The organism is Streptomyces fuscichromogenes, from assembly GCF_014645815.1.
Lineage (GTDB): Bacteria > Actinomycetota > Actinomycetes > Streptomycetales > Streptomycetaceae > Streptomyces > Streptomyces fuscichromogenes.
In genome coordinates, this window is record NZ_BMML01000039.1 from 12995 (window position 1) to 28048 (window position 15054).

Genomic DNA, 15054 nt, shown 5'->3' on the forward strand with positions numbered 1-15054 from the left:
CGGCCCCCAAGGGGTGACTGACTTCAACGGTCCTTCGACGGTAACTCCGGGTTCGTACAAGGGCGAGCCCCCGTACGCCGGTTGCGTACGGGGGCTCGCCGGAGGGTGATCCGAAGGATCGTCAGCCGACGCTCACGCCGTAGTAGCTCAGCGCCTCGGTGACCGGCTGGAAGAAGGTCGTACCGCCGGAGGTGCAGTCGCCGCTGCCGCCGGAGGTCAGACCGTAGGCCACGGAACCGCCGTAGAGCGGGCCGCCGCTGTCGCCGCCCTCGGCGCAGACCGTGGTCTGGATCATGCCGTAGACGATGTCACCGCTGCCGTAGTTGACGGTGGCGTTGAGCGCGGTGACCCGGCCGCTGTGCGTGCCGGTGGTCGAACCGCGGCGGTACACCGTCGTCCCGACGCTGGGCGTGGCCGCGCTGGAGATGGTCTGGCTGCCGACCGCGCTCGGGTGCGCGATCGAGGTGTTGGTGTACTTCACCAGCGCGAAGTCGTTCGTCGGGAAGCTGTAGCCGACGTTCGTGCCCAGGACGGTGGTGTGGCCGGAGTTGCTGTACCAGGTCGAGGCCACCTCACCGCAGTGTCCGGCGGTCAGGAAGTAGTACGTGCTCCCGCTGTGCACGTTGAAGCCGAGCGAGCAGCGGTAGGCGCCGCCGTAGATGGCGTCGCCGCCGGTGATCAGCTTCTTGAAGGTGCCGTTGGTGTGCTTGATGGTGAGCGCTCCGGCGTCGGCGCCCGCCTGCCGCTTGATCTTGGCGATCTCGGCCTTGGAGACCGTGGCGTCGACGGTGACGACGACACGGTGGGTCTTGCTGTCCACGGACCAGGCGGTGCCGGGGACGTCCGCCTTCAGGACAGAGCTGTTCACGGCCTTCAGCTGGGTCGTGCTGAAGGTCTGTGCGTCGCTCGCGCTCGCGGTGGGGACGGCGAACGCGGCCGCGGCCAGGAAGCCGGTGCCCACGGCGATCAGCCGGGTCCGTCTCGTGATACCGCTGCGTGGGGTGGTGCGCTTGATCCTCACTTGTCGTTCCCTCCCAGGGGAAGTCGGGGGCCCGCGTGGGGTCGGGGCCCGTGAGGCGCAGCCAGGGGTGGTGCCCGGATTTCGGACACACATGCCCCTGACAAGCGCTGTGGGGGAGTATTCGGGCGAACGACCGGTAGCCGCAAGGGGGCCTTTCGGCCGTGCGACCATGTTCGAATCGTGACGACTTCTGGCGATCTCGTCATGACCACGACAAGTTGACACCCTGTCACATTTTTCGCGAAAGCCTCAGGCGAGCCTCCGCTCCCCCGCCTCGACCGGGAGGTCCAGCGTGTTGCCGGGCGGCGGGAACGGGCAGATGAAGTGGTCCGCGAAGGCGCACTGGGGCAGCTGGGCCCGGTTGAAGTCGACAACGGTGGAGCCGTCGGCGTCCGGGGCGGCCGAATAGAGGAACCTGAACCGGAAGCTGCCGGCCCCGCTGGTGGCGTCGGCGAACACCGCCCACAGCCGGCCGTCGGCCTGTTCGGCGACCTGGAGCGTGAGCTCCCGGCCGGCCACGGTGAAGCCGAGTTCCCCGGCGAGCACGAGCGCGCGCTCCACCCCGTCCGCCGTACCGACGCGGACGGTGCGCGGGTCGTCGTCGTACGGCGTGAAGCGTCCCGGCACCGACCAGCGCGGGTCGTAGGGGGTGGCGTCGATGCCCCGGAAGGCGCGGCGGGTCGCGGCGGCCGGGTCGTAGTCCCGTACGCCCCAGACGCCTTCGCGGACCAGCACGACCAGCCGGCGCCCGCCGTGCGTGACCCGGGCGGAGGGTTCGCGGTCGGCGGTCAGCAGGACCTCACCGGCGAAGGGCGCACCGTCCAGGGCGAGGCCGTCGGCCGCCGTCGCGGTGAGCCGGACACCGTCCCCGTCGACCGCCCAGCTGCCGGGGACGGCCGGGAGCCGGCCGTCCGGGTGGTCCTCGATCCAGTGACTGCCGACCAGCGCCAGCGGCCCGTACGGCGCCGACACCGTCTCCTCGCGGTGTTCGTGCCAGCGCTTCCAGTCCCCGGACGCGTCCGCGTTCATACGATCAGTCCTTCCATGGCTTTCGTCACGACTCACGTCCTGTCTTTCCGGTGCGCTCGGTCCGTCCCCAACCACCGGGGAGCGCGAGGTATTTCACGGCACCGCGAGCTGCCCCGCGGGCCGGGCGAGGCCGAGGTGCTCGCGCAGGGTGCTGCCCGGGTAGAAGGTGCGGAACAGGCCACGGTGCTGGAGGAGCGCCACGGTGCCGTTGACCAGCCGCTCCAGGTCGCGGCGCGGTTCGGCGGGGACCAGGTGGAAGCCGTCGGCGGCCCCCTCACCGTGCCAGCCGGCGACCAGCTCCGCCAGGTCCACCGGGCCACCCCGGTACAGCGGTCCCTGCACGGTCTGCCGGGGCCCGCCGCCGCCGTGCCCCGGCTCGGCCGCGCGCTCGCCGTCACCCAGGTCCACGACCAGGCTCACCAGCACCCGCAGCGCTTCCGGATCCCGCCCTGACTCCCCTGCGTACGCCCGCAGTTCCTCCCGTACGGCGGCGGCCTGCGCGGAGCTCGCGGCCCGTACCAGGGCGACATCGGCGTACCGGGCGGCGGGCTGCCGGGCGGCGGGCTCGGTGGCGTCGGTCACCCGGACCGGCTGATCCGGCGCGGGTCCGGGGGCCTCGCTCCACCGGCCGGCCCGGCCCCGGCTGATCCGGTCGAGGTGGGCGACGGCGGTCTCCGGGGCGGTCGCCATCGGCACCAGCCCGATCCGCCGGGTGGCCGGTGCCACCTGCGCCAGCACGGTGAGCGGGTCGGTCTCCGTCCACCCGAACCGGCCGTCGAGCGTCACGAAGTCCAGGCCCCCGCTCTCGGCGAGCCGCACCAGTTCGACGTAACGCTCCGCGTCGAACACGCCGACCTGATCCACGGCGGCGGCCAGATGCAGCAGCCCCCGGCCGTACGAGCCGGTCATCACCACGAACCTCCCTGTAAGACCCGCGTTCCGCACAAGCGGCCGCGATCCCTTCTCGACCTCGCAGTCACCGGAATTCCTCTGCCGCCGGCCGGGACGCTCATCCCTCACCGGCCGCGGTGCCGCCCGCCAGATCGGCCAGGAAGGCCAGTGCCGCGCGTGCCGTGGCGTCGTTCTGCCGGAACGCGGGCCCTCCAGTACCCGGCCGGGTGAACGCCCCGGGCGTACGTCCGTTCGTGAACGGCCCGAGCGCGAACCGCCGGGGATGCGGCCGCCCGCCCCCGTCGAGGATCCGCCCGTCGGCGGGGTCCACCCTGAGCAGCCCGTCGGGCGTCTCGGCGGCCTCGCCGACGTGCAGTTCGCGCAGCAACGCGTCCCGGGCACGCCCCACGGTCGGTTCGGGCAGCCGCGCCTCGACGAGGGCCCGCGCCGCCACGGAGAACCCGGGCACGGTGTCGGCGGACGCCCGGAACACCCCGTCCTCGGCCGTCACCGTCATCCCGGCGCCGACGAACCGCAGCACCCCGGCCCGGGACAGCGCGAGCAGCTGCCGCAGCCGGGGGCCGGGCGGCCCGGAGGCGAGGTAGCTGAAGAACCCGTGCCACCAGGACCCGATGTCGCCCAGCCGCACCAACTGCCCGTAGACGGAGAGCAGTCCGAGGAACACCGCCAGGTCGGCGCTGTACGCGGGATCGTGCCGGCGGTCCAGGTCCGCCTCGACGTAACCGCGCAGCCCGTCCTGGAACTCCTCGTGCGACCCGTACCGGATCCCGTCCAGCGGATGGTCCAGTCGCGCGAGATCGAGCCGGTCGGCCGGATCCGGTACGGCGGCCGCCACCAGCGCCCGCACCTCGGCGTCGCCCTCGGCGGCGGCGTACTTCTCCTCGAAGTCCCGCCAGGCGACGGCCGTCCGCTCCGGGTGGACGGTGAACAGCCGGTGGTAGTGGGCGAAGCCCAGCTCCTTCACCACCAGCGGCCACACGTCCCGCCGGAAGTCGAAGCCGTCCGGCCGGGCGAGCAGTCCGTCGATCTCGCCGGGGCCGAGGAAGCGGGGCAGCGGCGGGCGTTCGCCGGTCCAGTCGTACCCGATCTTCGAGTGGTACGGCACGCCGCGCCGCGACCCGACGTACAGCACCGGCTCCTGCCCGGACGGCACGTAGGTGTCGCCGTCGTGGCGTCCGCCCCGTCCCTCGGTGAGCAGCACCATCAGGTCGACGAAGGCGAGCCCGAACCCCCGTACGAGCACCGGTTCACCCGGCCGCAGTGCGGACAGGTCGCTGTCGGCGGTGAAGTCGGGCGGCAGGTGGACCAGGCCGTGCGTGTCGGCGTACGCGGCCAACGCGGCCTGTTCCGGGTCGAGTTCTGCGTCCAGGTGGCCGAGGGCGAGGACGACGAGGTCGGCGAGGAGCGGACGCGGCCGGCCCTCCAGCCAGACCTGCTGGCGGCCCTCGCGCGGCCCGCTCAGCCGCAGGGCCCGGCGCGGGTGGTAGTGGACCGTGACGCCGTCCGGCAGGTCGGCGACGGCACGGTCGTAGACGTGGCGCAGATAGCGGCCCTGGATCTGCCGGTCGGCGAAGGTACCGCTGTCCAGGCCCGCCCACTCGTGCAGGGTGGGGCCCTTGCGCACCGGCCCGGCCATCCGCACCGTCTCGTCCGTGAACATGGTGACGTCCTCGGCGTGCGAGTTCATCCACAGCAGCGGCGACTGGGCGGCCCGCCAGATGCGGCCGGCGCCCGGCGGATGCGGGTCGACCAGATGGATGTCGAGGCCCGTACCGGCGTACAGCTCGGGCGCGTTGGCGGCGATGCGCTCCAGGAGGCCGGTCCCCCGCGGCCCGGCCCCCACGATCACCAGCTGCGGCCTCATCGGGCCGGCTCGGAGGTGAAGAGGCCGGTCGCGGGCCCGGGTATGCCGGGGGCGGGAGCGGTGACGGTTCTGGCGAGGGTCTCGCAGGACATGGGAAGGCTCCGTGGCGGATCAATCGAACACGGTGGACGCGCACACGGTGGTGCGGGTGCCTTCACACGGAACGCCGGCGTGCGGCGCTCTTACGGCCGAGCCCCTCAGCAGGGCCGTCCGCCGACTCTACGGTGCCGTTTCCCCTCGTTGTCAAGGGTGTCCAGAGTATGGGCAGCGCGTCTCAGCTCAGTTGACGGAGAACCGGAGACCTGTTCCACTTGCCCCATGCATCCACAGCAGTGGCTGGTCAAGCGCTCCCACATCGACTTCGGTCGCGTGTGGTCCTGTTCCTGTTGAGCTGACCCCCTGCGTGCCCCGCGGACCGCGGGGACTTTTCGCGTTCTCCGCCGCGCCCCACCCTTCGCCTTCACACGCGCGCCCCTCCCTCACGACAGACGCCCGGTTCACGTGCCCCCGAAGGGGCGCGGGGAACCGCGCGACCAGCCACGACGAACCCGCGGCCGCCACACGGCCCCCGCGCCCCGTCCCCTACCGCGAGACCACCGCCACCCTCCTCTTCGCGGGCCCGACCCGCTGCCCGATCACCCGGTCCATCAGCGCGCCCAGCACGTCCCGCACCGACCCCCGGTCCCGCGCGTCGCACTCCAGCACCGGCACCTCGGCCCCCAGCCCCAACGCCTCCCGGACCTCCTCCAGTTCGAACCGCTCGGCGCCGTCGAACCGGTTCACGGCCAGGGCGAAGGGCGCCCCGTGGGACTCGAAGTAGTCGACGGCGGGAAAGCAGTCCTCGATCCGGCGGGTGTCCGCGAGGACCACCGTGCCCAGCGCTCCCTCCACCAGGTCGTCCCACAGGAACGAGAACCGGTCCTGTCCGGGCGTCCCGAACAGGTACAGCGCGATGGACGGATCCAGCGTGATCCGGCCGAAGTCGAGCGCCACGGTCGTCGTGGTCTTGGACTCGACCCCGACGAGCGAGTCGACGCCGACCGACACCTGGGTGATCGCCGCCTCCGTGTCCAGCGGCTCGATCTCCGAGATCGCCCCGATGAACGTCGTCTTGCCGACCCCGAGTCCCCCGCTCACCACGATCTTCACGGCGAGCGGCACGACCTTCTCAGAGCGCCCGGACATGATCCCTGATCCTTTCCAGCAGCTGGAGCGGCAGCTCCGCGGGTTGCCGGCAGGCGAGCTGCCCGGCGACGACGAGATCGGAGATCAGCACCCTGGCGACTCCGAGGGGTACGCCGACCCGGTGCGCCACCTCGGCGACCGTCGTCGGCTGCGCGCACACCGTCACGATGTGGCGGCGTTCGAACGCGAGCGACTCGTCCGGTGCGCCCACGGCCATGACCAGCGTCTCCAGCCGCAGGTCGGTCTGGAGCGGCTCGGCGCGCCCGCCGGTGATGATGAACGGCCGTACGAAGGACGTGTCCTCGGACATGTCCTCGGACATGTCCTCGCCGGGGTCGCGCGGTTCCTGCGCACTCATCGTGGCAACGCCTGCCGCAGATCGGCGATGAGCGTCGGGCTCAGCAGGTCGCCGGCCCGTTCCGCGAGCACCGCCATCTCGTAGCCGACCAGGCCCAGCTCACCGCTGGAGTCGGCGAGGACGCCGAGACAGCTGCCGTCGCGGATCGCGGAGACCAGCAGGAAGCCGCGCCCCATCTCGATCATGATGAGCTTGACCCCGTCGAAGCCGTACCGCTTGGACGCGCTGCGCGCGAGCGACGAGAGCCCCGACACGATCGCCGCGAGATGGTCGGCCTCGGTGCGTCCGAGCCCGTCCGAGACGGCGATCAGCAGCCCGTCGGAGGAGACGGCGACCGCGTCCCGTACCCCGTCCGTGGACTTGACGAAGTTCGCGAGCAGCCAGTTGAAGGTCCGCGAGTCGTTGGGGGTGCCTACGGTGCTCACCTGGCGTCACCCCGGCCCTTCGCATCGCGCTTCGCGTCGCCCTTCGCGTCGCCCTCGTGGTCCGCCTTCCTCTCCCGTTTCTCCTTCTCCACGCTGATGCCGCCCCGCATGTGGGCGCTGCGCAGGGTGGCGAGCATCCCGGAGACCTCCTCGGGGCTGCGGTCGGGGGTCCGCTCGGCGGGCGCCGGGCGGCTGGGCCGATCCGTCTCGCTGACGGCCTCCGCGATCGCACTGCGCTGGGGCCGCTTGACGAGGCCGTTACGGGTCCGGGCGGCCGAGGCACCCTTCTTCTGCGGCTGCGGCTGCGGCTGCGGCTGCTCGGGCCCGGCCTCGGCGGCAGCGGCGGGCTGGGCGGCGGGGGCGGAGACAGCGGCGAGCCGCGTCTGGTCGGGTTCCCTGCGCGGGGCCGGTACGGCGGCCGGTTCGGCGGCGGCCGCCTGCTTCGGGGGTGCCGCCGCCTCCGTGATCAGATTGACCGGGATGAGCACCCGGGCGACCACGCCGGCGGCGGGCGCCTCGCCGAGCCGTACCTCGATCCCGCATTTGCGGGCGAGCGCGCCGACCACGAAGTGGCCGAGGAACCGGGTGGGTTCGGCCATGAAGCTGGCGGTGCCGGAGAGCCGTACGTTGGCCTCGGCGATCGCCTGGGCGTCCATGCCGAGGCCGTGGTCGACGATGGCGACCAGATAGCCCGCGCTGCTGCGGCGGCCCTCGATCTCCACGTCCGAGTCCGGCGGGGAGAAGCTCAGCGCGTTCTCGATCAGCTCGGCGAGGAGGTGGGCGATCTCGGCGACGACCGAGCCGGTGAGATGGGCCGGCTCCACCCGGCGCAGGGTGACCCGGCGGTACTCCTCGACCTCCGCGAGGGAGGCGCGCAGTACGTCCGTGATGGACAGCGGGGTGGACCAGGGCCGGGGGCTGGACTCCCCGGCGAGGACGAGCAGGCTCTCGGCGTTGCGGCGCATGCGGGTGGCGAGGTGGTCCAGTTCGAAGAGGTTGGCGAGGGTCGCGGGGTCGGCGTCCTCGTGCTCCAGCCTGTTGATGAAGCTGATCTGCCGGCGCACCAGGTTCTGGTTGCGGCGGCCGAGGCTGACCAGCGAGTCGGTGGCGTTGCGGCGCAGCACGGCCTGCTCGGTGGCGAGGTCGTAGGCGGCCTGCTGCACCCGGTCGAAGGCCTCGGCGACCTCCTTGACCTCGGCGCCGGCCCGGCCGGAGACGGCGAGCGGGGCCGGCGGCCCGGGGTGCTCGCCGCAGGAGCCGTCCTGGACGGCGGAGACGGCCTTCGGCAGCCGGTCCCCGGCGACCTCACGGGCCTGCTGGGCGAGTTCGGCGAGCGGTGCGGAGACGGACCGTACACAGTCGAGGGCGAGGGCGCCGAGCGCGGCGACGGTGCCGAGGGCGACCAGCAGGAAGAGCAGCAGGTCGCGCTGGGCGGTGTCCTCCAGCGCGGCGGCCCGGTTCTCGACGTCGGTGCCGAGCGAGACCTGGACGTCCCGCAGTCCGTTGATGGTGGCGGTCATCGCGTCCCACCACTGCATGGGCGGGATGCCGTGCCAGGTCAGCTTCCCGCCGCCCTTGACGGCGGTGTCCTCGTACGCCAGCGCGCGCTCGGCGTCCGGGGTGGTCATGGCCTCGTCCAGGCGGCGCTGCTGGGCGTCGGAGGCGGAGCGCGGGAAGGCGTCGAGGGCGGCGAGGCGGCCGGCCCGGATCTCCATGAACCGGCTGTAGTCGTCGCCCTGGAACTGCCCGGCGCGCACCGAGCCGAGCACGATGGCGCGTTCCTCGCCGGTGAACTCCTTGGCGTTGCCGAGGATCTGCAGCGTCTGGTAGGCGTCGCGCAGGGTGGCGTCGTGGACGTCGCTCAGGCCGAGGTCGAGCCGGTCGAGGACGGTGATGGTGGTGGTGAAGTAGTCGAAGGTGTCCTTGACCACGCCGGTGTGGTCGTCCGCGTGCTTGCGGATCCCGGCGAGTCCGCCGAGCCGTCCGAGGGACTCGCGCACCGAGCCGGCGGCCGCGTCGGAACGGCCCCGGAGTGCCTGGTCGAGCCGGTCGCGGGCGGTGTCGGTGGCCCTGCGCTGCGCGGGCAGCCTGCCCGCGAACTCCTTGACGCCGCCGACGTATCCGGTGGTGAGACCGCGCTCCTTCTGGAGTTCGTGGATCAGGCCCTGGAGCGTGATCTCCAGCCGGGCGTTGTCCGCGGTGGCGGAGGCGTTGCGATAGGCGGAGACCTGCTCGGCGGCCGCGACGCCCAGCAGCGTCAGCAGGACGGCGAGGGCCAGCACCAGAATCCTCAGGAGCCTGGTGCGAATGGTGGCTGCTTGCACGGAAGTGCCTTAATGACGAGGCGAGTTGATGGACACGCAGATCCGGGGGAGAAATGGTTCTGCGCTTCGGCCAACGAACCTCTCCGGCCAGCGGTCACCCGATCATGTTTTTGTTTTACGTCACGGAAACAGGATCAAGGTGAATCCCGAGGCAACCGCCCCTGTGGACCGATTCCGTATACGGTGACGGACGCGCGCCCGGGTTGACGGCTCGTCGCACCCGGGCCGGCCGCGGCGAGCACACCCCCGGACACGTCCCGTTCACCCGGACGCACCGCTCATCACTCGTACGCCGGAAACAATCATATTTCACTCTCAGTCAGCAGGTGTGTGAGCTAGGGCCCTTGGGGTACCTGGCCTCTCGACGTTTTGCCTCTGCACCAGTACCGTCACAAACCCCCCGTGCGGCGTCTATCCACTTGGCGCACCATCCGCATCATGGACGACGATAGGGATGCGGAAGCAAGAAAGACCGCTGTGAGAGGAGGCGTCCATGGGATCGGTACGCAAGGCGAGTGCCTGGCTTGGCCTCGTCGACGACAACGATGACGAGCGCTACTACGACGACGACTACTCCGAGGGGACCGAGCAGCCCGGGGACGCCTGGGTCACCGACCCCCGGGTCAAGGTGGCCTCGGACACCGCCGAGGAGAAGGGCCGCCGGATCGGCACGGTCACCCCGGACAGCTTCCGGGACGCCCGCGCACTCGGTGAGCTGTTCCGTGAGGGTGTGCCGGTCATCGTGAACCTCACGGCCATGGAGCCGGGCGACGCCAAGCGGGTCGTCGACTTCGCGGCCGGGCTGACCTTCGGTCTGCGCGGCACCATCGAGCGGGTCGCCAACCGGGTCTTCCTGCTGACGCCCGCCAACACCGAGATCGTCAACGGCGAGCCGGCCAGGCGCCGGGAGGACGGCTTCTTCAACCAGAGCTGAGGCAGGGCCGCTCACCGGCCCTGCCCCCGGGCGGGGTTCACCGGAAGGCGTCGAGTCCGGTGAGTGCCTTGCCCAGCACCAGCTGGTGCATCTCGACGGTGCCCTCGTAGGTGAGCACCGACTCCAGGTTGGTCGCGTGCCGCATCACGGGGTACTCCAGCGAGATCCCGTTGGCGCCCAGGATCGTCCGCGCCGTACGGCAGATCTCGATGGCCTCCCGTACGTTGTTGAGCTTGCCGAAGCTGACCTGCTCGGGACGCAGGCGGCCGGCATCCATCCGCCGCCCCAGGTGATGGGCGAGCAGGATCCCCTTGTGCAGTTCGACCGCCATGTCGGCGAGTTTGGCCTGGGTGAGCTGGAAGCCGCCGATGGGCCGACCGAACTGCTCCCGCGACTTCGCGTAGTCGACGGCCGTCTCGAAGCAGGTACGGGCCGCGCCCATAGCGCCCCACACGATCCCGTACCGGGCGTGCGAGAGACAGCTGAGCGGCCCCTTGAGCCCGACGACCTCGGGCAGCACGGCATCAGCGGGCAGCCGCACATCATCCATCACCAGCTCACTGGTGACACTCGCCCGCAGCGACCACTTGTGCTTGATCTCGGGCGCCGAGAACCCGGGCGTGTCGGTGGGGACGACGAACCCCCGGATCCCGTTGTCGGTCTGCGCCCACACGACGGCGACGCCCGCCACCGAGCCGTTGGTGATCCACATCTTCCGTCCGCTGAGCACCCAGTCGCCGCCGGCGTCGCGCCGGGCGTGGGTCCGCATGGCGGCGGGGTCGGACCCGTGGTCCGGCTCGGTGAGCCCGAAGCACCCGATGACGTCACCGGCGGCCATGCCCGGCAGCCAGCGCTGCTTCTGTTCCTCGCTCCCGAAGCGGTGGACGGCGTACATGGCGAGCGATCCCTGGACGGACACGAGCGACCGGACACCCGAGTCCGCGGCCTCCAGCTCCAGGCAGGCGAGCCCGTACTGCACGGCGGACGCGCCGGCGCACCCGTACCCGTCGAGCGACATCCCGAGCGCCCCGATGGACCCGAGCTCCTTGGCGAGCTCCCGGACACCGGGCAGCTCCCCGCTCTCGTACCACTCGGCGACGAACGGCAGCACCCGATCGGCCGCCCAGCTCCGCACGGTCTCCCGCACGGCGAGATCCTCCGGCTCCAGAAGATCGTCGATCCCGAGCGGATCACCGGCGTCGAACGGGGGCAACTTCACGGACGCGGACATTGAGCCCTCCCTAAAACTAGCACCGCTAGTTACAACAGGTTAAGCGCAGTCTCCCCGTTCTCCCACCCACGCACCACCCACACGAGCAACCGACAGGGCAAACGCCTCCCGTGCGAGCACCTCACCGCCGGCCCCAGAAGACCGGCCCAGGACGGATCCCCCCCACCGGCACCGGCGCACCACCCCCACAGGTCGACCCACCCCTCCCCCAACCCGCACGGGCGGCGCCTGGGCGGGCAAAGCCCTGACCCGCACCCACCGACGCCGCACCGCTCCCGCGAGTCGGCCCACCTCTCTCCCCCGCCCCGCACAGACGGCGCGCGGACGGGGAAGACACGGGGCCACCCGCCGACGGCGCACCACCCCCGCAGGTCGGCCCACCCCTCTCCCGACCCGCACAGACGGCGCGCGGACGGGGAAGACGAGGGTCAGCCGCCGACGGCGCACCGGCCCCACAGGTCGGCCCACCCCTCTCCCGACCCGCGCGGGTGGTGCGTGGGTGGGGGAGGGGTGGGGTCACGCCGAGACGCGGGAGCGGGAAGGTTCCCGGGGGGCGGGGACCTCCACCGGAGGTGTCTCGCACTGCATGACCCGCGGCAGGCGCAGCGCCATCGCCGCCCCCAGCAACAGCAGACCCGCGCTCACCAGCAGCGTCACATGCAGGCCGTGCACGAAGGAGTCCCGCGCCGCCCGGCGCAACGCCGACCCGGCCGGCCCGCCCAGCCGGTCGGCGACCTGGTACGCCTCGCCCAGCGAATGCCCCGCCGACACGGACGCCGACGCCGGCACCCCCGGCACGTCCGCCAGCCCCGGCGCGTACGCCGCGTTCATCACACTGCCGAGAAGCGCGATCCCGATACCCGCCCCCAGCTGGTACGACGTCTCGCCGATCGCCGCCGCCCCACCCGCCTGCGCCGCCGGCGCCTCGCTGAGCATCGACTCGTACGCCCCGAAGAGCGTCGTCTCCAGGCCGAAGCCGAGCAGCAGGAAGCCGACCAGCAGCAGGCCCGCGTTGTCCGCCCCGCCCATCGCGGTCAGCGTCAGCACCGCCGCCGCGGTCAGGGAGAAGCCGAAGCACACCATCCGGCGCGGCCCGAAGCGCCGCAGCAGCCGCGCCCCGGCCAGCCCCGCCGCCATCGCGGCGAGCGTCAGCGGCAGCAGTCGTAGCCCCGTCTGCAACGGCGAGAGGCCGAGCACCAGTTGCAGGTACTGCGCGGCGATCAGCTCAAGGCCCACCAGCGCCAGCATCGCCAGCACGATGCAGCCGACCGCCGTACTGAACGCGGGCCGCGCGAACATCCGCAGGTCCACCAGCGGGAACGCCCGCCGCCGTTGCCGTCGCGCGAAGAGCGCCAGGAACAGCGCGCCCAGCACCAGCGGCGCCACCGTCAGCGCGCTGTCCGCCGGTTCGCCGCCGCCGAGGCGCTTCACGGCGAACACCACGCCGAACAGACCGGCCGCCGCCAGCAGCGCGCCGACCACGTCCCAGGGACCGTCGCGCTCGCCGTGCGACTCGGGGAGGAGAAGCCGTCCCACCGGGAGGCTCACCAGCATCAGCGGGATGTTGACCAGGAAGACCGAGCCCCACCAGAAGTGTTCGAGGAGAAGGCCGCCGAGGAGGGGGCCGACGGCCGCGCCGACCGCCGCCACCGCGCTCCAGATGCCGATGGCCAGGGCCCGTTCACGGCGGTCGGGGAAGACCTGCCGGAGGATGGAGAGGGTGGCCGGCATGATCATCGCTCCGCCGACGCCGAGCAGCGCCCGGGCCCCGATCAGCGCCGCCGCGCTCGGCGCGAGCGCGGCCGCCGCGGAGGCGACGCCGAACAGGGCGTAGCCGAGGAGCAGGACGCGCCGCCGGCCCACCCGGTCGCCGAGCGTGCCGAACAGGATCAGCAGCGAGGCGCAGACCAGCGGGTAGACGTCGACGATCCAGAGCAGCTCGATGGCACCGGGATTGAGGTCCTCGGTGACGGCGGGCACCGCGACATGCAGCACGGTCGCGTCGAGGGCGACCAGCAGCAGGCTGACGCAGAGGACGACGAGGACGACCCAGCGGTTGGCACCGGCCCCGGCCCCGGAGACCGCCCGGCGGCGCGGTCGTACGGCGGCCGTCGTCGTCCCGGACATGTACGTACCTCCCAGATGGTCCCTCGCGTGCGGCGGACGGACGGGGTGGGGACTGCCCGCCGTACGGCCGGAGAGGAGCGGGGTCTCCGGCCCGCGCATACGAACGCGAGTGACGAGTCAGCGTACGCGAGTTCGTTCCGGGGGCACGTGGCGGACCTCTCACACTCTCCGGAGAACTCGTGTGGCGTACACCACGGCCCCGCCACCACCCCCGCATCGCCCCCGCCGTCGCCCCCGCTTCGCATCACGCCCGCGCGAACCCGGCGGTTCCGCGGCCCGTCGATAATCGAGCCCGTGACCGATCTTGAGACGCCGGTGACGGCACCCCGCGCCCCTACCCTGCGCCGGGCGGCGCCGGCCCTGCTCGGGTACGCGGGCGTGCGCGCCCTCGGCCTGGTGGTGCTGGCCGGATGGAGCGCGGCACGCGGCAAGAGCGCCTACACCTTGCTCACGGCTCGCTGGGACTCGCTGTGGTACACCCGGGTCGCCGAACTGGGCTACGGCTACCAGGTGCGGCTGCCGAACGGCGACGTCCACTCCAACCTGGCCTTCTTCCCGCTGCTTCCGTGGCTGGAGCGCCTGCTGCACGCGCTCGCGCCCCTGTCGTACGCCGACGCCGGCTTCACGGTGAGTCTGCTCGCCTCGCTGGCCGCGTCCTGGGGGATCTTCGCGGTCGCGGACTTCGTGTACGGGCCGCGGGTGGGGGTCTGCGCGGTGCTGCTGTGGGCCGTGCTGCCGGTGGGGGTCGTGCAGTCGATGGCGTACAGCGAGTCGCTGTTCACCGCCCTGGCCGCGTGGTCGCTGTACGCCGTGCTGACCGGCCGCTGGGTGACCGCCGGGGCGCTGGCCGCGCTGGCGGGGCTGACCCGGCCGGTGGGGCTCGCCGTGGTGGCGGCGGTGTGGGCGGCCGGGGTGGTCTCGTTCGTGGCGGATCGAAGCGGCGGCGCGCGGGACCGTGGTGGGGACCAGCCGGGCGGCGCGCGCCTCGGCGAACACGCCCCCGAGGCGCCCAGCGCTGCCCACGCCCGGCGCGCCCCGCGACCAACCGGCGCACCCCATGCAACACGCGCCCCCTATGTCACCACCGCCACGCCCCCTCCCTGGCGCCGCCTCCTCGGCATGCTCCTCGCCTCCGTCGGCGCCGCCGCCTATGTGCTGTGGGTCGGCCACCGCACCGGCAAGGGCCCGCTCGGCTACCTGGACGTCCAGGCGGGCTGGCGCAACGGCTTCGACGGCGGCCAGGCGTTCGCACGCTTCGTCGCCGACAAGTTCACGTCATTTCCGTCCGCCGCGGCCGGAGCCGGCCTGGTCCTCGGCGTCGCCCTTCTGCTGTGGCTCTACGTGACCGGCGTCCGCCAGCGGCAACCGCTCCCCCTGCTGGTCTACACGGGTGTCGTCCTCGCACTCGCGCTGTGCGCGTCGAGCTACTTCGGGTCCAAGCCGAGGCTGCTGATGCCGGCCTTCCCGGTGCTGCTGCCGCTCGCCCGAGCCCTCGCCCGGCTGCGCACCAGCAGATCGGCGCTGGTCACGGCGGGTGTCGCGGTGATCTCGGCGGTCTATGGCGCGTTCTGGCTGAACGGCTCCGGACCTCCATGATCATTCCGATGATCCCGATGAGCAGCCGGAGAATTCCACCCCATGCTT

12 protein-coding genes are annotated in these 15054 nt (G+C 72.3%); 2 read left to right on the plus strand and 10 right to left on the minus strand.

The window, feature by feature from the left end; genetic code table 11:
• Positions 1-121: 121 nt before the first annotated feature.
• From IEZ11_RS45925 to IEZ11_RS45960, 8 genes are all read right to left on the minus strand, one after another.
• The gene (locus IEZ11_RS45925) at positions 122-1021 is read right to left on the minus strand and encodes a S1 family peptidase (protein WP_189269045.1); all 900 of its coding nucleotides are present in this window, start codon (positions 1019-1021) and stop codon (positions 122-124) included.
• Positions 1022-1270: 249 nt separating this feature from the next.
• Entirely contained in the window at positions 1271-2050 is a 780-nt protein-coding gene (locus IEZ11_RS45930) for a DUF1684 domain-containing protein (protein ID WP_189269046.1), read from the minus strand.
• 93 nt (positions 2051-2143) lie between these two features.
• Complete coding sequence (locus IEZ11_RS45935) at positions 2144-2959, minus strand: LLM class flavin-dependent oxidoreductase (protein ID WP_189269047.1); 816 nt, start codon at positions 2957-2959, stop codon at positions 2144-2146.
• A 100-nt stretch (positions 2960-3059) separates the two neighbouring features.
• Positions 3060-4826: an FAD/NAD(P)-binding protein gene (locus IEZ11_RS45940; RefSeq protein WP_189269048.1), complete on the minus strand. Its 1767-nt coding sequence runs from the start codon at positions 4824-4826 to the stop codon at positions 3060-3062.
• 582 nt (positions 4827-5408) lie between these two features.
• Positions 5409-6011, minus strand: coding sequence for a GTP-binding protein (locus tag IEZ11_RS45945; RefSeq protein WP_189269049.1), 603 nt, complete (start codon positions 6009-6011; stop codon positions 5409-5411).
• The gene (locus IEZ11_RS45950; protein ID WP_229713768.1) at positions 5995-6369 is read right to left on the minus strand and encodes a DUF742 domain-containing protein; all 375 of its coding nucleotides are present in this window, start codon (positions 6367-6369) and stop codon (positions 5995-5997) included. The genes IEZ11_RS45945 and IEZ11_RS45950 overlap by 17 nt, the downstream gene beginning before the upstream one ends.
• The gene (locus IEZ11_RS45955; protein ID WP_189269050.1) at positions 6366-6794 is read right to left on the minus strand and encodes a roadblock/LC7 domain-containing protein; all 429 of its coding nucleotides are present in this window, start codon (positions 6792-6794) and stop codon (positions 6366-6368) included. The genes IEZ11_RS45950 and IEZ11_RS45955 overlap by 4 nt, the downstream gene beginning before the upstream one ends.
• Entirely contained in the window at positions 6791-9118 is a 2328-nt protein-coding gene (locus IEZ11_RS45960) for a sensor histidine kinase (RefSeq protein ID WP_189269051.1), read from the minus strand. Before IEZ11_RS45960 ends, IEZ11_RS45955 begins: the two co-directional genes overlap by 4 nt.
• Before the next feature lie 493 nt (positions 9119-9611).
• Here IEZ11_RS45960 and IEZ11_RS45965 point away from each other — a divergent pair, with 493 nt between their 5' ends.
• Entirely contained in the window at positions 9612-10052 is a 441-nt protein-coding gene (locus tag IEZ11_RS45965; RefSeq protein ID WP_189269052.1) for a cell division protein SepF, read from the plus strand.
• Between the two features lie 37 nt (positions 10053-10089).
• On the opposite strand, the gene IEZ11_RS45970 is transcribed toward IEZ11_RS45965, so the two are convergent.
• Positions 10090-11283, minus strand: a complete 1194-nt coding sequence (locus tag IEZ11_RS45970; protein ID WP_189269053.1) for an acyl-CoA dehydrogenase family protein — start codon at positions 11281-11283, stop codon at positions 10090-10092.
• Positions 11284-11799: 516 nt separating this feature from the next.
• Positions 11800-13410: an MFS transporter gene (locus IEZ11_RS45975; protein WP_189269054.1), complete on the minus strand. Its 1611-nt coding sequence runs from the start codon at positions 13408-13410 to the stop codon at positions 11800-11802.
• Positions 13411-13704: 294 nt separating this feature from the next.
• Between IEZ11_RS45975 and IEZ11_RS45980 the strand changes: the two genes are divergently transcribed.
• Positions 13705-15006, plus strand: a complete 1302-nt coding sequence (locus IEZ11_RS45980) for a glycosyltransferase family 39 protein (RefSeq protein ID WP_189269055.1) — start codon at positions 13705-13707, stop codon at positions 15004-15006.
• Positions 15007-15054: the final 48 nt, after the last annotated feature.